Annotated in this window: 16 protein-coding genes (1 of these 16 only partly in view); 5 read left to right on the top strand and 11 right to left on the bottom strand. The window is 70.8% G+C overall.

Translation table 11 applies throughout. The features are described from left to right. Positions 1–42 precede the first annotated feature (42 nt). Positions 43–1,179 carry a response regulator transcription factor gene (locus QSK30_RS00600; protein WP_285498732.1) on the bottom strand — a complete coding sequence of 379 codons (1,137 nt, stop codon included), beginning with the start codon at positions 1,177–1,179 and terminating at the stop codon, positions 43–45. A gap of 107 nt (positions 1,180–1,286) precedes the next feature. Between QSK30_RS00600 and QSK30_RS00595 the strand changes: the two genes are divergently transcribed. Both QSK30_RS00595 and QSK30_RS00590 read left to right on the top strand, forming a co-directional pair. Beyond that, positions 1,287–1,868, top strand: a complete 582-nt coding sequence (locus QSK30_RS00595) for a copper resistance CopC family protein (RefSeq protein ID WP_285498731.1) — start codon at positions 1,287–1,289, stop codon at positions 1,866–1,868. A 94-nt stretch (positions 1,869–1,962) separates the two neighbouring features. After that, entirely contained in the window at positions 1,963–3,651 is a 1,689-nt protein-coding gene (locus QSK30_RS00590; protein WP_285498730.1) for a PstS family phosphate ABC transporter substrate-binding protein, read from the top strand. A gap of 16 nt (positions 3,652–3,667) precedes the next feature. Here the strand turns inward: QSK30_RS00590 and QSK30_RS00585 are convergent, their stop codons facing one another. Further along, entirely contained in the window at positions 3,668–4,363 is a 696-nt protein-coding gene (locus tag QSK30_RS00585; RefSeq protein WP_285498729.1) for a DUF4386 family protein, read from the bottom strand. A gap of 100 nt (positions 4,364–4,463) precedes the next feature. Between QSK30_RS00585 and QSK30_RS00580 the strand changes: the two genes are divergently transcribed. Beyond that, entirely contained in the window at positions 4,464–5,129 is a 666-nt protein-coding gene (locus QSK30_RS00580; RefSeq protein WP_285498728.1) for a TetR/AcrR family transcriptional regulator, read from the top strand. A 240-nt stretch (positions 5,130–5,369) separates the two neighbouring features. After that, the gene (locus tag QSK30_RS00575; protein ID WP_285498727.1) at positions 5,370–6,284 is read left to right on the top strand and encodes a hypothetical protein; all 915 of its coding nucleotides are present in this window, start codon (positions 5,370–5,372) and stop codon (positions 6,282–6,284) included. Between the two features lie 373 nt (positions 6,285–6,657). On the opposite strand, the gene QSK30_RS00570 is transcribed toward QSK30_RS00575, so the two are convergent. Beyond that, positions 6,658–7,938: a cytochrome P450 gene (locus QSK30_RS00570; RefSeq protein ID WP_285498726.1), complete on the bottom strand. Its 1,281-nt coding sequence runs from the start codon at positions 7,936–7,938 to the stop codon at positions 6,658–6,660. A 466-nt stretch (positions 7,939–8,404) separates the two neighbouring features. Here QSK30_RS00570 and QSK30_RS00565 point away from each other — a divergent pair, with 466 nt between their 5' ends. Next, positions 8,405–9,220 carry a fibronectin type III domain-containing protein gene (locus QSK30_RS00565; protein ID WP_285498725.1) on the top strand — a complete coding sequence of 272 codons (816 nt, stop codon included), beginning with the start codon at positions 8,405–8,407 and terminating at the stop codon, positions 9,218–9,220. Positions 9,221–9,778: 558 nt separating this feature from the next. On the opposite strand, the gene QSK30_RS00560 is transcribed toward QSK30_RS00565, so the two are convergent. The 8 genes from QSK30_RS00560 to QSK30_RS00525 form a co-directional block, all read right to left on the bottom strand. After that, positions 9,779–10,888: a DegT/DnrJ/EryC1/StrS family aminotransferase gene (locus QSK30_RS00560; RefSeq protein WP_285498724.1), complete on the bottom strand. Its 1,110-nt coding sequence runs from the start codon at positions 10,886–10,888 to the stop codon at positions 9,779–9,781. After that, complete coding sequence (locus QSK30_RS00555; protein ID WP_285498723.1) at positions 10,885–12,324, bottom strand: NDP-hexose 2,3-dehydratase family protein; 1,440 nt, start codon at positions 12,322–12,324, stop codon at positions 10,885–10,887. Before QSK30_RS00555 ends, QSK30_RS00560 begins: the two co-directional genes overlap by 4 nt. An 89-nt stretch (positions 12,325–12,413) precedes the next feature. Beyond that, positions 12,414–13,613: a macrolide family glycosyltransferase gene (locus QSK30_RS00550; protein WP_285498722.1), complete on the bottom strand. Its 1,200-nt coding sequence runs from the start codon at positions 13,611–13,613 to the stop codon at positions 12,414–12,416. 2 nt (positions 13,614–13,615) lie between these two features. Then, entirely contained in the window at positions 13,616–14,557 is a 942-nt protein-coding gene (locus QSK30_RS00545; RefSeq protein WP_285498721.1) for an NAD-dependent epimerase/dehydratase family protein, read from the bottom strand. Continuing rightward, entirely contained in the window at positions 14,554–15,144 is a 591-nt protein-coding gene (locus QSK30_RS00540) for a dTDP-4-dehydrorhamnose 3,5-epimerase family protein (RefSeq protein WP_285498720.1), read from the bottom strand. The genes QSK30_RS00545 and QSK30_RS00540 overlap by 4 nt, the downstream gene beginning before the upstream one ends. A gap of 18 nt (positions 15,145–15,162) precedes the next feature. Then, entirely contained in the window at positions 15,163–15,900 is a 738-nt protein-coding gene (locus tag QSK30_RS00535) for a hypothetical protein (protein ID WP_285498719.1), read from the bottom strand. A gap of 11 nt (positions 15,901–15,911) precedes the next feature. Next, on the bottom strand, positions 15,912–16,805 hold the full coding sequence (locus QSK30_RS00530; RefSeq protein ID WP_285498718.1) for an ABC transporter ATP-binding protein: 894 nt from the start codon (positions 16,803–16,805) through the stop codon (positions 15,912–15,914). After that, positions 16,802–20,365 carry the 3' end of an SDR family NAD(P)-dependent oxidoreductase gene (locus QSK30_RS00525; RefSeq protein WP_502871771.1) on the bottom strand. The gene runs 13,362 nt beyond the window's last position, so the window shows 3,564 of its 16,926 coding nt (coding positions 13,363–16,926); its start codon lies off the right edge, out of view; its stop codon occupies positions 16,802–16,804. Before QSK30_RS00525 ends, QSK30_RS00530 begins: the two co-directional genes overlap by 4 nt.

Here is a 20,365-nt window from a genome sequence, read left to right as displayed (position 1 = left end):
GTTCGGCCCAGGTGATCAGACCGTCGCGCAGCACTTGCCGGGTCAGCGCGCTGCGGGATCGGGCGGAGCGATCGAGGTCGGTGTACTTCTTGCGAACCCGTTCCAGCCGGGAGTGGACGGCCTGCACGGTGAGCCGGAGCGCGCGGCGATCTCGACCAAGGTCATGCCCGCGCAGTGGAGCAGCAGCACCTCCCGCTCACCCGGGCTGAGCTCCGGGCGCCCGACCGGGGGCAGGTCCATCGCCGCCGCCAACAACGGCGCCCGGTAGACCCGTCCGTACGCCGCGGCGCGGACGGCCTCGGCCAGGTGGTCGGCGATCTCGACCTTGGTGATGTAGGTGTGCGCGCCGATCCCCATGCACCGCACCATCGTGATGCGGTCGACGCGAGTCGAGCAGACGACCACCTTCCGCCCGGCGTCGACCAACCGCTGCAGGTCGAGGTAGCCGGACCCGGCCCGGTCCGCGGGGCCGGTGTCCGGGCGGTGCAGGTCCATGATCACCACGTCGGCGACGGCACCCGGACCGGTGAGCGCGGACAGCACCGAGTCCGCCTCCGAGACGATCCGCACTGGCGGGTCCGCGCGGTCGAGGTAGTGGCGAATCCCGTGCCAGACGACTTGGTGGTCGTCGACCACCGCGACGGTGATCGACGGGACGCCGTCCAGCTCGGCCGAGAGCCTGCCCAGCCGAGCGCCTTGCTCGTCGAGGAACCGGTCGATCTCGTCCAGGCCCGCGACCAGGGCGGTCGGCTCGATCCCGGGCAGTTCAGCGGGTTCGCTCGCCCGCGCCTGGACCTCGGCCAGCCTGGCCCGGGCGAGGCGCAGCAGGCGCACCGCGGTGGCCTGTTCGGCCTCGGCGACGTCCAGTTGGCCCTCGGCGCGTTCCTTCGCCACCACCGTCGCGCGCAGCTCGGTCTCGTTGTCCCGCAACCGGAGCACCTGGTCTTGCAGGCGCAACACGAGTGTCTGCAACGCCCACACGGCCTGGGTCAGGTTCCGCTCGACCTGCATGCCCTCCAAGAGCTGCCGTCGCGCGTCCGCCAGCTCGCTGTAGGCGGCCACCAAGCGCTCCTGCCCGGTGTGCACGTGCACGCCGCCGGAGATGCGGTACGCCTGCACGCTCGTGCCGTGCACTTCCCCGGCGATCTCGTTACTGGTGATGTCCCCAGGACGCTCCACCGCACCCCCTCACGCACGAGCGCAGCCTACGCAAGGGAAGCACCGCGGGGCCTCGGTCGAACGCGGGCAAACCCTGGCCGAACGCACCCACCGGCTACCCTCCGTCCATGATCCTGCGCCGCCTGGCCGCCATCCTGCTCCTCGCGGGCGTCGCCCTGACCGCCACCGCGCTGCCCGCCTCGGCGCACGTGGAACTCGAGTCGAGCTCGCCCGCCAAGGGCGCGGCGCTGGCCGAGCTGCCCCAGTCCGTCCAGCTCACCTTCACCGAGGCGGTCACCATCGGTCCGAACGACTCGGTGTCGGTCAGCGGCGCGGGTGGTCGTTGGACGGTCGAGCGACCGGTGGTCGCGGGCACCGTGGTCACGGTCGCGGTGCAACCCGTGGGCCTGGCGGGCCAGTACGCCATCGAGTACCGGGTCACCTCCGACGACGGCCACACCGTCTCCGGGCAGATCCCGTTCAGCACGATCGTGGACGCCCCCGGCGCGCAGACCACCAGCTCGGAGACCGCGGGCTCAGACGTGGTGACCAGCGAGGAACTCCCGCCCGTGACCGAGGTGTCCACGGCGCCGGTGGCGGCCCCCGCGCCCGGGTCCAACGCCATGCCCAACTGGGTGTGGATCACCGGGTTGGCCGTCCTGGTCGCCATCGGCGCGCTGCTCGCGCTGCGCCGGTCCGGCAAGCAGTAGCGCTTGGCTGAACCGGCGGTGAACGGATGGAGATCATGCTGCCCGCCGGGGCCGGCCCTCCTACGCTGACCGGCGTGATCCTGGGAGGCGTCCGGTGACCGGAATCCGAGAGACCCTGCGCGCGGTACTGGACTTCCTCGGCCCCGGCAACCTCGTGCTGGGCATCGTGCTGCTGGTGGCCACGCCGTTCGTCGACCGGTTCCTGATCCGGCGCAAGCGGATCAGCTACCGGGTGCACTACAACTCGAAGATCGGCCTGGGGCCGGAGAAGCTGCACGACGACGGCCCCGGGGCGGGCCCGCGGCAGCTGGCGAGCATGTCGCGGCTGCTCGACCGGATGAGCATCGTGGTCATCCGGATCCGCAACACCGGCGGCTACGACATCAGCGCCGACGACTTCGACAAGCCGCTCTCGTTCACCTTCGGCAAGCGGGTGGTCTGGAACGCCCGGATCTCCGAGGCGGGCTCCGACGAGATCCGCGAGCAGCTGCGCGCCGGGCTGCGGTTCTTCCGCAACGGCACCGACCCCGCACCCGGCAACGGCGAGCGGGACAACCTGCTGACCGTGCGGGAGAAGCTGTCCCAGCGGATGGTGCGCTGGATCGGCGGGCAGGCCCCCGCCCCGCAGGAGCCGGAGACCGAGCCGCGCTGGCACGGGGTGCGGCTGGACGGCCTGTCCTTGAAGCGCAAGCAGAAGTTCAAGCTGGTCGTGGTCCTGGAGGAGCCCGCGGACACCCCGGAGGGCGAGACCAGCAAGGAGATCGAGTCCACCGGCAAGCTCGGCGACAACGGGATCATCAAGGACGAGAAGCGCCAGCGGCGGGTCACCCTGCCCCGGCTCACCGGCGCGCTCGCCCTGGTGCTGACCGGTTTCCTGGTGCTGAGCCTGGTGTTCGCCTCACCACCGACCGACCCGTCGGTGGCCTGCGGCTCGGGTGAGCTGTCGGTGCAGGGGTCGAGCGTGTTCATGCCCACGATGAAGTCGATCGCCCGCGACTACCTGGACGCCTGCACGGACGCCAAGATCCTCACCCAGGCCACCGGCAGCATCGATGGGGTGCGCACCGTCGCGGCCCTGAGCCCCGCCGACGCGGGGACCCTGGCGGCGCTGTCCGACGGCAGGCACCGGGGCGAGGAACAGGGTCTCTACGCGCAGCAGCTGGCGATCGTGGTCTACCACGTGGTGGTCAACTCCTCGGTCGGCCTGGACACCATCTCCACCGCCGACCTGCGCAAGGTCTACGACGGCACCTACCAGGACTGGAGCCAGCTGCGCGGCGGCGCCCCGCTGCCGATCCGGATCGTCGGGCGCGGCCAGGAGTCCGGCACCCGCGAACTGTTCGAACAGCGCGTCCTGGGCACCGGCGAGGACGGCCTGTCCTCCAACGAGTGCCTGGCGAAGGACCGCAACCCGGGCGCCCGGACCACGCGCTGCGAACGGGACTCCAACTCCGAGGTCGTCGCCAAGATCAGCTCCATCCCGGGCACCATCGGCTACGCGGACGCCCCGTCGGTGGCCGAGGCCCGCAAGAGCAACGCCCTCAACGCCCTCAGCCTCGACGGCAAGGTGTTCGACGCGGCGGGCGGCATCGAGTCCGAGTATCCCTTTTGGACCGTGGAGTACCTCTACACCCGCGGCGAACCGGCGGCGGGCTCGCTGCTGGCCTCGTTCGTGAAGTTCGTGCGGACCCACGACAGCGCCCGACTGCGCCTCAAGGACGCGGGGTACCTGCCGTGCACGACAGCCGAGCGCACCCAGCTGGAACTCTGCAACAGCCGCTAGCCTTGGTGTAGACCAGTTATCGATCCCGCGCCGCGCTCGACCGCCTGCCGCCGCGGACGACGTGCACGGCGGTGACCAGGAACCAGACCTGGACCGTCGCACTGCCCACGCTGATCAACGCGCCCGCGTCCACCCCGAGCAGCTCGACCAGCGGCAGGGCGAGGGCGGCGGCGGTGACAACGGTGAAACCCTTGAGCCACAACGGAATGCTCGCGACCTTGGCCAGGCAGAGCAGCCAACCCGCCGCGAACAGCGACACCCCGAGCAACTCACCAACACCACCCGCGAACGAGTTCAGCGCGTCGTACTGCACCTCGATCGCCTCCCGGTGCACGCCCGACTGCCAGGCGTGCGCGAGGTCGGGCATGGTGGTGAGCCACCGGACGATGCCGACACACCGAGCCACTGTGGACAGAGCGGCGAACGCCACGCCGAGCCGGGCAACCCGCGAGTCCTGCCGGTCCGGCGCGAGGGTCCCCATGGCCCACAACGCCACCGGCAGGAACAACGCCGAGTAGGCGAGGTACACGACATACCCGACCCGCAACGCCGCCTCGTGCTCAGCCACTCGCGGCAACACGGCGGCGGCAGGTTCACCCAGGCTGGCCGGCCAGTCCACAGCCGCCCCGAGCACCACCAGCGGGACGAACAGCAACAGCCCCTCCACCAGTAACAACACCGCGGTCGCCCGTTCCGGGACGCCCTCGCGCATGCCGCCAACTTTGCGATCAGTATCTGCACTGCGATCAGTGTTCACACTTTGACCGTAGCGCACTGCGAACACCGATCGCAACGCGCTACCCTCACGCACCATGGCGACCAGGCGGGAACGACTCCGGGAACAAACCTCGGCCGAGATCAAGGCCACGGCCCTGGCCCACCTGCGCGAGGGCGGCGGCGCAGCCCTGTCACTGCGCGCGGTGGCGGTGTCGATCGGGATGAGCCCGGCAGGCCTGTACCGCTACTACCCGAACCGCGAAGCACTGATAACCGACCTGATCACCGACGGTTTCGCGGCACTGGCGGAGGAGGTGACACGGGCCCGCGACGCGGCAAAGGGCGACGCCTTCGTGGCAGCGGCGCTCGCGTACCGGCAGTGGGCGCTGACCCACCCGCACGAGTTCGCACTGCTGTACGGAACACCGATCCCGGACTACGCGGCCCCGGAATCCGGCCCCACCTCACACGCCAGCCGAGCAGTGGGCGCAGCCTTCGTACCCCCCATCATCGAGGCGTGGCACAGGGGCACCCTGAAACGCCGAGAGGTCGACCCGACGATCACCGCACTGAACACCTTCGCCGCAGCAGTAGACCTACCCCCGGACGCCGCAGCGATCGCCTTCACCGCGTGGACCACGATCCACGGCCTAGTGGTCCTGGAAACCTTCGGCCACCTGGCCTGGCTGGGCGAGAACCCGGCTCCCCTAGCCGAATCCCGCTTTCAAGCCCTGTCCGAAGACCTCGGAATCGCCCCCTGACCCCGGCCAGAAAAGAAGCGCTGGCCTGACCCAGGCGGTGGGTATCCCTTTCCCACCCGCTCTATCCACTGCGCCTCTTTTCGTAGGGGCCCCGAACAAAGCCACTCCACCCAATCCAGCCCTGCGCCGGAACCCGGCCACCCAGCAGGCCGAGCACAGCAACCAGATCCAGCTGAACCGCTCCCCCAGATCCACCGTGTACCTGGTGAATCCAAGTCCAGCCACCAGGGAGCCACCCAGATGAACCGCACCATCTCCGCCGCCGTCCTCCTCACCGCCATCGCCGCCCTCTCCGCCTGCGCGGGTCAAAGCACCCCCACACCGGACACCCCAGACACCGCGGCCGCGGTACCCGCCGCCCAGGAGAGCGAACAGCTCGACGGCGTCTCGTTCTTCGGCGGCACCGCGAAGTCCAACAAGGCCACCGAGGGCACCGGTGACTGGGCGACCGGTCCGGACGGCACCGCGAACACCGCGCAGGCGGAGACCGCGAGCAAGTGGGTGCAGCTCAAGGCGGGCAAGGCCGGGGAGCTGAACCCGGTGGTGGTCAACGGTGCCGGGCTCACGCTGTACCGGTTCGACAAGGACACCGCGAGCCCGTCGAAGTCCACTTGCAACGGTGACTGCGCCAAGACCTGGCCGCCGGTCACAGTTGCCAAGGGCGGCAAGGTGTTCATCGCTGGGGTCAAGAAGTCGGCGGTCGGCTTCGTCACCCGCGACGACGGCAGCACGCAGGTGACGATCAAGGGCTGGCCGGTCTACCGCTTCGCCAAGGACACCAAGCCCGGCGACACCCTGGGCCAGGGCGTGGGTGGAACCTGGTTCGGCGTCACCCCGGACGGCCGCAAGGCGGGCGCGGGCGCCACCCCGACCACCACCCCGTCCACCGCCCCCGAGTCGGGGCGCAAGGCGACCAGTGTGACCCTGTTCGACGAGCCGAACTTCAGCGACAACGGTGCCGCGGAGGGTACTGCGGGCAAGGGCTGCAAGAACCTCGCCCGGCCGGGGAACGCGTCGTCGTTGACGGCGCTGGGCTCGGTGAAGTTGTGGTCGGAGAAGGATTGCAAGGGGAAGTCGTTGGTGGTGGACGGGGACGTGGCTGACCTCGCGCGGCTGGACTTCGATGACGTGGCCGCTTCGGTGTTCTTCGGGTGATCGCTTGGTGGCCGGCCTGGGCACAGCAGCGGGTTCATGCCGCTGCTGTGCCTTGCTGCTCTGTGCCAGCTCTGCTGGTGGCCTGGTTGGCGGGGTGGGCTCGATTGGGTGGAGTGGCTTTGTTTGGGGCCCCTAAGAAAAGAGGCGCCGTGGGTAGAGCGGGTGGGAAAGGGATACCCACCGCCTGGGTCAGGCTAGCGCCTCTTTTCTCCCCAAACAAAGCCACTCCACCCAATCGAGCAGGAGGGCGGGCGGGTGCGGCTTGCGCGGGGAGCGGGTTGGGTGAGCGACATGGAAAAGCTTGTTGCGACTGCGACTCGGCCGACTGTCTCCCGCTCTGTTCCCTCAGGCCGCCGCCTGCACTCTTTCCCTTTTAGGCCGTGGTGACCGGGATTTGTTCCACGCCGTAGACGATGGAGGTCTTCCGGTATTCCAGGGAGTCCTCGGGCTTGGCCAGTTTCAGGTTCGGGAACCGGCGCACCAGGGCCGGGTAGGCGGCTCGGAGTTCCATCCTGGCCAGTTCGGCGCCGATGCAGCGGTGGGCGCCGTAGCCGAAGGCCATGTGCTGGGTGGGTCGGCGGCGGGGGTCGAAGGTCCGGATGTCGACACCGAGGGCGTCGTCGCGGTTGGCTGAGCTCAGGGAGCAGACGACGAGGTCGCCCTTGCCGATCTCGGTGTCGCCGATGCGCAGGTCGTGCCGGGCGAACCTGGGGAAGGCGACCTGGACGACGGTGAGGTAGCGCAGCAGTTCCTCCACGAACGGGCCGATGGCCTTGTCGTCGTGGCGGATTAGGGTGGCGGTGTCCGGGTCGCGCAGCAGGATCACCGCGCCCAGGGCGAGCATGCTGGCCGTGGTCTCGAAGCCGCCGGTCAGGATGCCGTCGGCCAGGCCCGCCAGTTCCTTGTCGTCGACCTCGTCGCCGTGTTCTCGGATGATCATGCCGAGCAGGCCGTCGCCGGGGTCGGCGCGCTGGGCGCGGACGATGCCCTCCAGGTAGACCAGTGACTCCGAGATGGCGCCGAGTGAGGCGCCCGCGCCGCTGAACAGGTCGAAGCGGGCGACCGCGAGGCGTTGGAAGTCGTCGCGGTCGGAGTAGGGGACGCCGAGCAGCTCGCAGATGGTCAGCGACGGGATGGGCAGGGCGAACAGCTCGACCAGGTCGATCGGGCCGGGCGCGGTGGCGATCCGGTCGAGGCAGTCCGCCACGATCGCGTCGATGCGCGGGCCCAGCCTGGCCAGCCTGCGCATGGTGAACTCAGGCGTGAGCAGCTTGCGCAGCCGGGTGTGGTCGGGCGGGTCGGCGAAGCCCAGGCCACCGGGGTTCTGGTCCTCGATCTCGACCAGCTCGCCGAGGTGGCGGTAGTCGTTGCTGAACGACGCGGTGTCGACCAGCACCTGCTTGTTCTCCGCGTAGCCGGTGACCAGCCAGATGTTCACCCCGAAGGGGACCGGCAGCTTGGTGACCGGCTGCTCCTCGCGCATCCGGTCGAGCTCGGCCACCGGCTCCATCCCGTCGCGGCGCAGCGGGACCAGGGTGGCCTCGGGGAGCAACGAGAGCGCCCTGGTGCCGAACTTGCGCAGCAGGAAGCGGGCCGCCGAGGTGCCCACCAGCCAGGACCCGATCCGCGCGCCCATCGTCCGAACGAGACCCATGGCGACCTCCCCCGAGACCGACGTCGAGGACCTGAGCCTACCCATGCCCCGGATCGCTCTCCGCGACCTCCGCGCCCAGAGCCACCCGCATGACCCAGCTCACAGCGGACCGGCGGTCCGCTTGCGCCCGAGGCAGACCGGATTCTCACCCTGCGTAGTGTGGTGAGTCCGCCAGGGCGCTGTGCCGGAACATGCGCTGGCTAGCCCGGTCAACCCGGGCGTGTTCGCTGAACTGTGGGTCTTTCGACTCCCGATTCGGCGCGTGGCCGGTGACCGGAATTGACAAGACCTGACCAACCCGTGGATTGTCGCCAGGGGATCCTGGTGGCGATTCGGCCACGGGACCCGGGAATCCACAAAGGACATTTTGCGGCAAGGAGATGTCCGCCCGCGTTCGGCGCAACTTCGTTGCCGCCGAACCGGCGCGGCCCTAGCTTGGGATTCCTCCGAGCGAAGGGAACTCCCAGTGCGCAGGATCCTCGCCACCGCCCTGGTCGTGTTGTCCGCCAGTGTGCTCACCGCCGCCACGGCGGCGGCCCAGCCGATGTCGGTCGAGCTGACCAACCGCTGTCCGGGACCGGTCGGTGGTCCGGTGAAGCTGGCGCTGACCGCCGACATCGAGAACCCCGCCTACCTCGGCCCCGGCCCGGAGGCGCGCCGGATCACCGGGAAGGCCACCATCCCGGCCCGCGCCGTGCGGGGGCTGCGCTCGGTCGAGGGTGTGGTGACGGCGAACATCGCGGTGAGCGGCACGGTGTCGCTGCGCGCGGCGGTACCGCTGGACTTCCACCGGACCACGGTCATCCCCGGCCAGGACCTGGTGGTCGACGTCGCCGGGTACACCGGGACGAACTACTCCACCTTCAAGGCCGGGCTGAGCTACGTCGACATCGAGAGCATCGACCTGACCCTGCGCGGACACGGCCGCACGGTCAAGTGCACCCGCGGCGACCAGCCACCCGCCCGGTGGCTGGAGATCCGGACCGACAACGTGATCAACGAACTGCTGCCCGCGCCGAAGGGCCTGCACACCACGGCGGTCGGGTCGGACAGCGTGTCGCTGGCCTGGAACCCGACCAGTGGGCCGTTCTGGACCGTGTACGGGTACGAGGTGGCGGTGGACGACGTGCCCGCGCAGCGGTTGATGGGGCCGGTGCTGAGCACGACGATCACCGGGTTGCAGCCGGACACGGTGTACTGGTTCCGGGTGAAGGGGATCGCGAACTTCGGGTCGGAGCGGCGGGGGGATCCGATTCGGGTTCGGACTCTGCCTCGGCGTTGATCATGCTTGCTGGGTGGTTGGGTTCGCGGGTGGGCTCGATTGGGTGGAGTGGCTTTGTTCGGGGCCCCTAAGAAAAGAGGCGCCGGGGTGAAGCGGGTGGGGAAGGGATCACCCACGCCGGGACCAGGCTAGCGCCTCTTTTCTCCCCGAACAAAGCCACTCCACCCAATCGAGCAGGAGGGCGGGGAGGGTGCGGCTCCGTCGGGAAGCGGGCTGCAAAGCCACTCCGCCCAATCGAGCAGGAAGGCGGGAGGGTGCGGCTCCGCCGGGAAGCAGGTTGCAAAGCCACTCCACCCAATCGAGCAGGAAGGCGGGAGGGTGCGGCTCCGCCGGGAAGCGGGTTGCAAAGCCGCGCCACCCGATCGAGGAGGAGGGTAGGCGGGTGCGGCTCGGGTGGGGGGCGGGTTGGGTGAGGCTGGCTTGCCCGGGGGGCCTGGTTGGGGACGGCTTGGTTGGGGAGAGCCCGGCCAGAGGCTGGGGTTGCTTGGCGAGCGGCTTGCTAGGCCGCTCCACCTCGCAGGCACCAAGGCGGAGGTGAGGCCTGCGGCACCTCGTGGGTCAGAGGGTGCGGAGGACTTCGCGGAGGGCGCTGATGACCTTGTCCTGGAGGTCCTCCGACAGGGACGAGTACATCGGCAGGGAGAAGATCTCGTCCGCCAATGCCTCGGTGACCGGCAGGGATCCTCGTTCGTAGCCCAGGTGGGCGAAGCCGCTCATGGTGTGGACCGGCCAGCGGTAGCTGACGTTGAGGGCGATGTCGTAGGCCTGCAGTGCCTCGAGGATCTGGTCCCGCTTGGGGTGGCGGACCACGTAGACGTAGTAGACGTGGTCGTTGCCCGGTTCGACGGCGGGGAGCACCAGGTCGGTGTCGGCCAGGGCCTCGGCGTAGCGGGCGGCCACGCGCTTGCGGGACTCCAGGTAGCCGTCGAGGCGGCGGAGTTTTCGGCGGAGGATTTCGGCGTGGACCTCGTCCAGGCGGGAGTTGTGGCCGGGGGTCTCGACCACGTAGTACTGCTTCTCCATCCCGTAGTACCGCAGCCTGCGCAGGGCGGCGTCGACGTCCGGGTCGTCGGTGACGACGGCACCGCCGTCGCCGTAGGCGCCCAGGACCTTGGTGGGGTAGAAGCTAAACGCCGCCGCTTGGCCGGTGGTGCCCGCGATCTTGCCGTGTTGGCGGGCGCCGTGGGCCTGGGCGCAGTCCTCAAGTAGGACCAGGTCGTGCTTCTTCGACACCTCTTGCAGTGGTGCCAGGTCGACGCACTGGCCGTAGAGGTGGACCGGGAGCAGGGCCCTGGTCTTCGGCGTGATGGCGGCCTCGACCTGGGAGACGTCCATCAGGTAGTTGCGCTCGTGCACGTCGACGAAGACCGGCTTCGCGCCGATCTGGTCGATGGCGATGACCGTGGGGGCGGCGGTGTTGGACACCGTGATCACCTCGTCGCCCGGGCGGACGCCCAGCGCGCGCAGGGCCAGGACCAGGGCGTTGGTGCCGTTGTCGACGCCGATGCCGTGCGCGAGGCCGTGGTAGGCGGCGAACTCCTCCTCGAACCCGCGCACGCTCGGGCCGAACACCAGCTGGCCGGAGCGGAACACCGTGTCGACGGCGTCGAGGATGTCCTCGCGCTCGTTCTCGTACTCGGTCAGGTAGTCCCAGACGCGCGTGGTCATGCTGTTCCCTCCGGGCCGGACACCAGGCTGTGCAGGCAGGCGAGCACGCTGCGCGCCTGGACGTTGAGGTAGTGGCTGTGCCGCAGCAGGGTGGCGAGCTGGTGCAGCGGCAGCCACCGGTGGTCGGGGTGCCGGGCGGCCGATGCGTCCACATCGGACTCGATCACCACGTACCGGGTGCGGGCGTGCAGGAAGCGGCCGCCCTCCTCGGAGTGCACGGCGTCGAAGCGGATCGCCGACGGAGCCGCGGTCAGCACCTCGTCGAGGAAGGGTGGGCGGGCCTCGGCGGGCAGTTCGGCGTAGGTCTCGGGGGTGCACTGCACGGTCGGGGCCAGCTCCACGACGTCGAAGTAGCCCGGTTCGACCTTCGCGTGCATCAACACGTGCAGCACGCCGTCGACGCGCCGCACCAGGAACGCCACAAGCCCGAGGCCGCGCGGGCGCAGCATCGGCTGGTGCCAGTTGCCCACCTCGCGGCCCGCCGCCGAGACGCCCACGCCGACCACGTCGAAGAACAGGCCGCTGTCGTGGGTGATGCGGCCCTCGGACCAGCGCCAGTTCGCGACGGTGTTGAGCGGGATCTCGCGGACGCGGACGTCCTGGCGGGTGCGCGCGTCGGTGATCCAGCTGAGCACCTCGCCGATGGGGTGCGCGGCGGGCTGGGCGTCGTCGAGCGAGCGCACCAGGCTCTCGCGGAAGCCCGAGCCGGTGCCGTAGGCGGACGCGGAACCCCTGCCGGAGAAGGGGAAGCAGCACAGCACCGTGCGGGTGTCCATGTTGATCAGGTCGTCGAGCCGGAGCAGCTCGTGCACCTGGGCCAGGGTCAGCCAGCAGAAGCCGTCGAGCACCTCGACCTCGTCGTGCACCTCGACGACCATGTTCCGGTTGCGCTTGCGGTGGAACCAGGCGCCCTGCTCGGACTGGCGGACGTCGGCGAGCACCGTGTGCCCGGCGGTGTCGCGGAAGTACTCCAGGTAGGGCACCGACTTGCCGCCGTGCACGCTGGTGTAGTTGCTGCGGGTGGCCTGCACGGTGGGCGAGAGCTGGACGCCGTTGACGTTGCCCGGCTCCACTTTGGCCTGCATCAGGCAGTGCGCGACACCGTCGAACTCCTTGACCAGGATGCCCAGGATGCCGATCTCGGGCTGGCTGATGATCGGCTGGCTCCACCGGGCGATCGGCGCCCCCGCCACCTCGACGTCGAGCCCGCGCACGGTGAAGAACTTCCCGCTGCGGTGGCCGATGTCGCCGGTCTCCGGGTGCACCGACCAGCCGTCGAGGCGGTCGAGCGGGATGGGCTCGACGTGGGTGTGGAAGCGGGCGCGGCAGTCGGTGAGCCACGCCTCGAGCGCGGCCGGGTCGGTGACCGCGTAGGGGGTGCGTGCCGAGTGGGCGATGCGGGCGGCATCGCCAACCCGGTCGGATACGTCGGTCACGGTGAAGTCCTCATCGCGTCGTGGCGCACGGAACCGCTTGCGGCTCAACGGATCCGAGCGTAGGAACGGGCCAGCTGGACTGACAACCCCTATCGGCCCCCATTCGCCAGCAGCCGCTCCAGCGCGTCGGCGCCCGCCCGGCCACCGCCCGCGGCACCGATGTCCACGCGCATCCGGCTGACCCGCTGGGCGGTGAGCCGGTCACCCGCGACCTCGACCACCGCCGCGCGCAGCTTCGCCGGGGTGGGCAGCTCGTCGCGGATCACCCGGCCCAGGCCGAGTTCGGCGACCCGGCGCGCGTTCACCCAGTCCTCAGGAGACGCCGGGACGACCACCAGCGGCACGCCCTGGTGCAGGGCGCCCATGACGCTGCCCAGGCCCGCGTGTGAGAGGAAGACGTCGGTGTGCGCGAGAACCTCCAGGTGCGGCAACCAACCGTGGACCTCCACATTGGACGGCAGTGGACCGAGTGCGGCCCGGTCGACGCCCTCGTGCACGGCCAGCACCACGTGCCACGGCTGGTCCCGGAAGGCGTCCACGCAGACCTTGAAGAACCCCGCCCGCCGGTTCACGCAGGTGCCCAGCGAGACGAACACCAGCGGGTCGTCGGTCATCGGCGGCTTCCACGGCTGCGCGGTCGGGTCCGGGTCGAGCCCCGGGCCGATGAAGGCGAAGCGCTCGTCGAAGGTGTCGCCCGCGAACTGGAACGAGCGCGGGAAGTACGCCAGGTTCAGCTCCTCGGTGCGGCCGATGAAGTCCTTCAGGTCGGTGTCGCCCTGGCCGTGCGCGACGAGCAGCCGGGTGAGGCGGGCGAAGAAGGACTGCAGCTCGGGGTGGCTCAGCTCGGCGCGGCCCATCTTCTCGACCATCTTCTCCAGCAGCGAGAAGTGCTCGTTCGAGGCGAACACCGGCAGGCACTGCACGGTCGGGACCCCCCACGCGCGACCGAGGATCCGCGCGGCGTGGTAGACGGTCAGGTCGTAGCAGATCAGGTCCGGCTCGGGACCGGGCTGGGCCACGACCGCGTCGAGGACGCGCTCGCTCTCGGTGAGGTAGATGCCGGTCAGCGCGGCCGTCTCGTCGGCGGTGACGTAGGCGGACAGGTCGATCCCGGGCAGCTCCGAGTCGTACTCCACGACGGTCGCGCCGGTGGCCGCCACCTTCGGCACCGGACCGCCACTGGTCACATAGGACACCTCGTGCCCGCGCCGCACCAGCTCGGCCACCACGCTCAGCGACGGCATGACGTGGCCGAAGCCGGAGTTGTTCAGGAACAGGACCCGGGCCACGCTCACTCCCCCGCGATCGAGGCGACCGTGCGGCGGATGCCCTCGGTCAGCGGCACCCGCGGCTCCCACCCGGTGACCGCGCGGAACGCCGACGCGTCCACCTCGACGCTCTTGAGGTCGGTCGGCTCGGCGTGCCCGGGCGGGGGCACCGACACCACCGGCACCGGCGGACGGCCGGTGGTGGCCGACACCCGCGCCGCGATCTCGGCGAACACCTTGCCCAGCGGCTCGCCCACGCCACTGCCGAGCACGTAGTGCTTGCCCGCGAGCGCGTCCGCGTTGTCCAAAGCGGACACGAACGCGGCTGTGACGTCGTCGATGTAGACGAAGTCGCGGCGCACGGTGCCGTCGTGCCACATCGTCAGCGGCTCGTCGGCGAACGCCTTGCGCACCATCAGCGCGACGACACCCTTGTCGCGTGCCGTGGTCTCCGGCCCCTGGCCGTAGACCGTGGGCAACCGGAGGGAAACGCCCCGGAGGACCCCCTCGGCGGTCGCGTCCTTGAGCAGGTTCTCCGCGGCCAACTTCTGCCGCGTGTACGCGCTGCGCGGGTTGTCGGGCTCGGAGCCGTCGATGCGGACCCGCTCGGTCAGCCCCACCTGCGTCTCGGTCCCGGCGAAGAGCACCACCGGCGGCGACGGCCTGCCGCGCAGCGCGTCGACCAGGTCCGCGACCAGGCCGACGTTCACCCGCTCGGCCACGGTGTCACCGTCGGCGACCCGCCAGCCACCGTCGGTGTAGGCGGCCAGGTGCACCACCGCGTCGGCGTCGGCCACGTGCTCGGCGACCCCGTCGGTCAGGTCCGCGGCGCGCACCTCGACGTGCGCGGGCGCCGGGGTCGGCCTGCGCGCCACGACCCGCAGCGAGACGTCCGCGCGGGCCAGCGCCCGGGTGATGCCCGAGCCGATGAACCCGGACGCGCCGAGCACCACCACCCGCGTCATCCGCGCAGCTCCAGCTCGATCTCCTGGCACAGCTCGTAGCGCGGCAGGAGGTCCATGGCGTCGGCCAGCCGCGGCGCGACCAGGTCGCGCTCGGAGATGATCGCGTTCTCCGGCACCGGCAGCCCGAGGGCCGGGTCGGTGACCAGCAGCGCCAGCTCGTGCTCGGGCACGTAGGCGCTGGAGACCATGTAGGACATGACGGTGTCGTCCTCCAGCGCCACGAACGCGTGCCCGCAGCCGACCGGGAAGTACATCGCCCGGAAGTCGTCCTGGTCGAGCAGCACCGAGTCCCAGGCGCCGAAGGTCGGCGAGCCGACGCGGAGGTCGACGACGATGTCGATCGCCTTGCCGCGCGCGCAGTAGACGTACTTCGACGAGCCCGGCCGGGTCAGGGTGAAGTGCACGCCGCGCACCACGTCCCGTCGGGAGCGGCTGTGGTTCGTCTGGGCCACCGGGAACAGCCGGTGCCCGGTGGCCGCCAGGAACGCCGACTCCTGGAAGGGCGAGAGGAACAGGCCGCGGTCGTCCGGGAACACCCTGGGGGTGAACTCGACGGCGCCGTCGACCTTGAGGTTGCGGAACTGCATGATGCCCCTTCGGGTGGTTCAGCGGAAGCGCTTGCCCTCGTCGGACCGGTACGCCTGGTAGGCGAGGAAGGCCAGCACGACGGTCCAGACGCCGAGCATCACCATCGACAGCGGGTTCGGCGAGTAGTCGCCGACCGCGGCCCAGACCAGCTCGGCGGAGCCGCGGGTGGGGATGAACGGCGCGAAGCCGGTGGTGAAACCGCTGGTGCTGTTGGGATCGGTGAACAGCCCGCCCAGGTAGGCCAGGATGATCGGGGCGATGCTGGTGATCACGCTGACCAGGTACGGGTTCACCGCGTAGCCGATGGCCAGCATCATCAGCGAGAACGGGATGACGGCCAGCACCAGCGCGCCCAGGCCGAGCAGCACCCCTCCGAAGGACACCGAGGCCGCGGTGCCGATCGCGGCGATGGCGATGAGCGGCAGCGCGCCCGCGACCACGAACAGCGAGCTCATCACGATCATGCTGACCATCTTGGGCAGCGGTCCGCCGGGCAGGGTGCGGACGTAGCCGCCCCAGGGCTTCATCCGGGCGTCGGCGATGCCCAGGCCGTACTGCGCCGAGCAGATGATCAGCACCGTGAACAGGCACATCGAGCCGGTGCTCAGCGTGGCGCCGACCGGGTCGTCGCCGAGCGCGGGCACCACGAACAGCAGCATGCCCACGGTGGGCAGGAACATCAGTGCGACGAAGACCATCGGGATGCGGATGGCACCCAGGATCTCGAACTTGGTGTAGGCGGCGATCGTGTTCACTGTGGACTCTCCTAGACGGACGACGCGGTGGTGGGGGCCTTGGCGGTGTAGGCCAGGAAGGCGTCCTCCAGCGAGCCGGGGCGCACCTCCAGCTCGCTGAAGGCGACCCCGGAGGCCACCAGGTCGCGGACCAGCTGGTCGGAGTCCGGGGTGATCAGGCTGACCCGGTCGCCGTCCTGCTCGACCCCGACGACCCCGGGCAGGGTCGGCACCTCGGGGGTGCGCACGGTGACCTTGCGCAGGCCGCTGACCCGGCGCAGCGAGGCGACGCTGTCGTCGGCGACCAGCTTGCCGCTGTCGATGATGACGACCCGCTCGGCCAGCTCCTCGATCTCCTCGAGGTAGTGGCTGGTGATCACCGCGGTGCCGCCCGCGGCGTTGTAGGCCTTGACGCCATCCCAGAGCGCGCGCCGCACCTCGACGTCCAGGCCGGTGGTCGGCTCGTCGAGGAAGACCAGGTCGGGGCGGCCGACGAAGGCCAGCGCGATGGCCAGCCTGCGCTTCTCGCCGCCGGAGAGGCCACCGGTCTGGCGCTTCTCGACCTCCTCGAGGTGGAACTGCTCGAGGAGCTCCTTGCGCCCGATGGGGTTGGGGTAGTGCGAGGCGACGAACTCGATGACCTCGCCCGCCTGCAGGGTCTCCGGCATGCCGGTCTCCTGCGGGGTCATCCCCATCCGGCGGCGCGCCCGCACGTCGCGCGGGTTGTGGCCGAAGAGCTCCACCGACCCGGCGGACGGCTTGCGCAGCCCGACGAACATGTTGATCAGCGTGGACTTGCCCGCGCCGTTGGGGCCGAGCAGGCCGAGCATCTGCCCGGCCGGGATCTCCAGGGACAGCTCGTCGACGGCGACCACGTCGCCGTACCGGCGGGTGACGCCGCTCGCGCGGGCCAGGACTTCGGTCATCGCTGGTGTTTCCTCTCGTGGGGCGGTTCGCCGAGCTGGTCGCGGATCCATCGGTGGACCGCGTCGGCGGTCGACCCGGCGTGCTCGGACATCATGGTGAAGTGGTTGCCCACCACGTCCACTGTGGACGTGGTGGGCCAGCTGCTGCGCCAGTCGCCGCCGTGCTCGCCCAGTGCCTCGGTGGCCCGCACGAGCAGGGTGGGGACCCGGTGCTCGGGGTCGGGGGCCTGCCAGAACAGCCTGCCGTACCAGGCCATCGCGGTCAGCCGCACGTCGTCCATCGGGACGTACTGGTCCTGGCGTTCGAAGACGCCCTCGGACAGCTCGTCGGCCCAGTCGTTCATGACCGGGTGGTCGAGCGGGTAGATGTCGACCAGCACCAGCGCGGCGGGCGGGGTGCCCCGCTCGACCAGGCGGGTCGCCAGGCGGTGCGCCAGGGTGGCGCCGCCGGAATGTCCCAATAGGACAAAAGGACGGTCGACCGGGACCGCGTCGGCCTGCCAGTCGAGGGCGATCTCGGCGGTGGCGGGGAGCAGCTCACCTCGTCCGTAACCCAGTACTGGCAACGCTTGTACGTCGCGCTGGTCTCGCAGACGCGCGGCGAGCCGAGCGAACTCGTGCGGACCGCCGCCCGCCGTGAGGCCGCTGCAGCACAGGAGCAGAGCAGGCGCGGGGCCTGTCGCCAGGGTGACCGCCGCGGCCGGGGCCAGGTTGGCGGCGGTGTCGGCGGCGGGGCGGAACTTCGCGGCGTCGCCGAGGAAGGCGAGGAAGTCCTGGGTGCGGCCGGTGCGGGTGGCCTCGCGGTAGAGGGAGTCGAGCAGGCCCACCGGGTTGCGGTCGTCCGGCGAGATGCCCAGCTGCTCGGTCGGGGCGCTGTGACCGTCGAGGTGGCGGGCCAAGGCGGCTGGGGTCGGGTGGTCGAACACCACCGTGCCGGGCAGCTCGATGCCGGTGGCCTCCTGGAGGGCCTGGCGCAGCTCCAGGGCGGTGAGCGAGTCGACGCCCAACTCCAGGAAGCCGCGGTCGGGCGCCACCGGGGTGGTGTCGGCGTGGCCGAGGACCCGGGCCGTGGTCTCCCGGACCAAGTCGAGCACGTCGCCCACCCGCTTGGGGGCGATCACCCTGGGGGCGGTCGTCAGGCGCCGGACCTCGGCGAGGTCGTCGAGCAGCGGGCGCGGGCCCGCGAGGGTGAAGGCGGGGTGGAACCGGTCCCAGTCGACATCGGCGACCACGGTGGCACCCCGCGTGGTGTCGAGGGCGGCGAGGGCGCTGTCCGGGTCGAGGGGCAGCAGGCCACGGCGGATCAGGGCGTCTTGGTCCTGGTCACTGGCCCACGGGCCCCAGGCGATCGTGGTGGCAGGGAGGCCGTCGGCCTGGCGGTGCAGGGCGAGGGCGTCGAGGTAGGCGTTGGCGGCGGCGTGCGCGCCTTGGCCTGCGGCGCCCCAGACCCCGGCGACCGAGGAGAACAGGACGAACTGGTCGAGGTCGTGGGTCAGTTCGTGCAGGTGGCGGGCGCCGTCGGCCTTAGCCGCCAGCACAGTGCGCAGCCGGGCCGGGGCGAGGGCGGCGAGTTCGGTGTCGTCGGGGACACCGGCGGCGTGCACGACCATCCGCAGTGGCCTGCGCTTGGGGATGGCGTCGAGCACGGCGGCCACGGCGTCGCGGTCGGCGACGTCGCAGGCGGCGAAGGTGACCTTGGCCTTGAGCTCGGCGGCGAACTCCCGGGCACCCGGCGCGTCCTCGCCCCGCCTGCTGAGCAGGATGATGTTCTTGGCCCCGCGCTCGGACAACAGCCGCGCGACCCGCCTGCCGAGGGCCCCCGTGCCACCGGTGATCAGCACGGTTCCCCTGGGCTGCCAGGGCCTCGGCTTGGCGGGCGCGGTCCGGGTGAGCCTGCGGGCGTACAGACCGGCACCGCGGATGGCCAGCTGGTCCTCGGGACCGCCTGCGGCGAGCACGGAGACCAGTCGAGCGGTCGAGCGCGCGTCCGCGTCGGCGGGCAGGTCGACCGAGCCGCCCCAGCGGTGCGGCTGCTCCAGCGCGGCCACCCGGCCCAGGCCCCAGGCGCGAGCCTGGTCGGGACGGGTGAGCGGGTAGCTCGGCCCGGTGCTCACCGCGCCGCGCGTGACACTCCACAGTGGAGCGTCGAGCCCCAGGTCGGTCATCGCCTGGACCAGTGCGAGCAGCGCCTCGGGCTCGGTCAGCACGGCGATGACACCCGCCGGTCGCTCGGCGTCGAGCAGGCGCTTGCCGAGGATGACCCGGTCGGCACCCGACTCGGCGGTGATCTCGGCGATGGTCATGCCGTGCGCGCGCAGCAGACCGGCCAGCGGGTCCGCCCCACTGCTCACGACGACCCAGTTTCCCTGCGGGACCACGGTTTCCGGGTCGCTCACGGGACGCCAGGTGATGGCGTAGCGGAGGAGGTCGGCGGGTTGTGCGGTGGGTGCCGGTTCGAGCCAGTAGCGCTTGCGCTGGAAGGCGTAGGTCGGCACGTCGGCGCGACCGCCGCCCCACGGCGCGAACACCGGCGCCCAGTCGACCTTGACACCGGCGGTGAACAGGCGGGACACGGCGGCCAGCAGGGTGGCGGCCTCGTCCCGCCCCTTGCGCTGGGCTGCGACCACGACCGCGCCCGGCGTATCGGCGCCGGGGGCGGTGAGCGTCTGGTCGGCGAGGGCGACGAGCGGGCTGTCCGGTCCGATCTCCAGGAAACGGGTCGCGGGCAGTGCGGCCACGGCGTCGGCGAAGCGCACCGGTCGGCGGATCTGGTCGACCCAGTAGTCCGGAGTGGACATCCGACCGTCGTCGAGCGCACCGGTGACGGTCGAGACGAGCGGCAGCCGCGCGCGGTGGAACCGCAGGCCGCGGGCCACCTCGGCGAACGACCCCAGGATCGGGTCCATGTGCGCGGAGTGGAACGCGTGCGACACGGTGAGCCGCTTGACCTGGCGTTTCGTCTGCTCAGCGAGGGCGGCGAGTTCCTCGACCGCGTCGGCGTCGCCGGAGACGACCACGGCGTCGCGGGCGTTGACCGCGGCGATCGAGACCCGGTCCTCGAAGCCCGCCAGCGCGGTGCGGGTCTCGGCCTCGGTCATCCGTACGGCCAGCATCGCACCGCCTGCGGGGAGCGACTGCATGAGCCGACCACGCGCGGTGACCAACGCGCAGGCGTCGGGCAGGTCGAGTATCCCGGCGACGTGTGCGGCGGCCAGTTCGCCGATGGAGTGCCCAGCCAGCGCGTCCGGTCGCAGGCCCCAGGACTCCAGCAGGCGGAACAGGGCGACCTGGAACGCGAACAGGCCCGCCTGCGCGTAGACCGTCTGGTGCACGTCTTCGCTGGTGAGAGCGGCTCGCAGCGGAAGATCCAGGTGCGCGCAGACGGCGTCGTGGGCATCAGCGAAGGTCGGGAAAGCCTCGTACAGCGCCGAACCCATCCCCTGGTGCTGAGAGCCCTGCCCGGAGAATAGGTAGGCGAGGCTGCCCGATCCCGCCGTTCCCGACACCAAAGTCGGATCCTTGCGGCCCTCGGCCAAGGCAGCCAAACCGCGGCGGAAGCC

It is taken from the genome of Actinokineospora sp. NBRC 105648 (genome assembly GCF_030269645.1).
In the GTDB taxonomy this organism is placed as follows: domain Bacteria; phylum Actinomycetota; class Actinomycetes; order Mycobacteriales; family Pseudonocardiaceae; genus Actinokineospora.
This window is presented reverse-complemented; position numbering and strand designations above follow the sequence as displayed.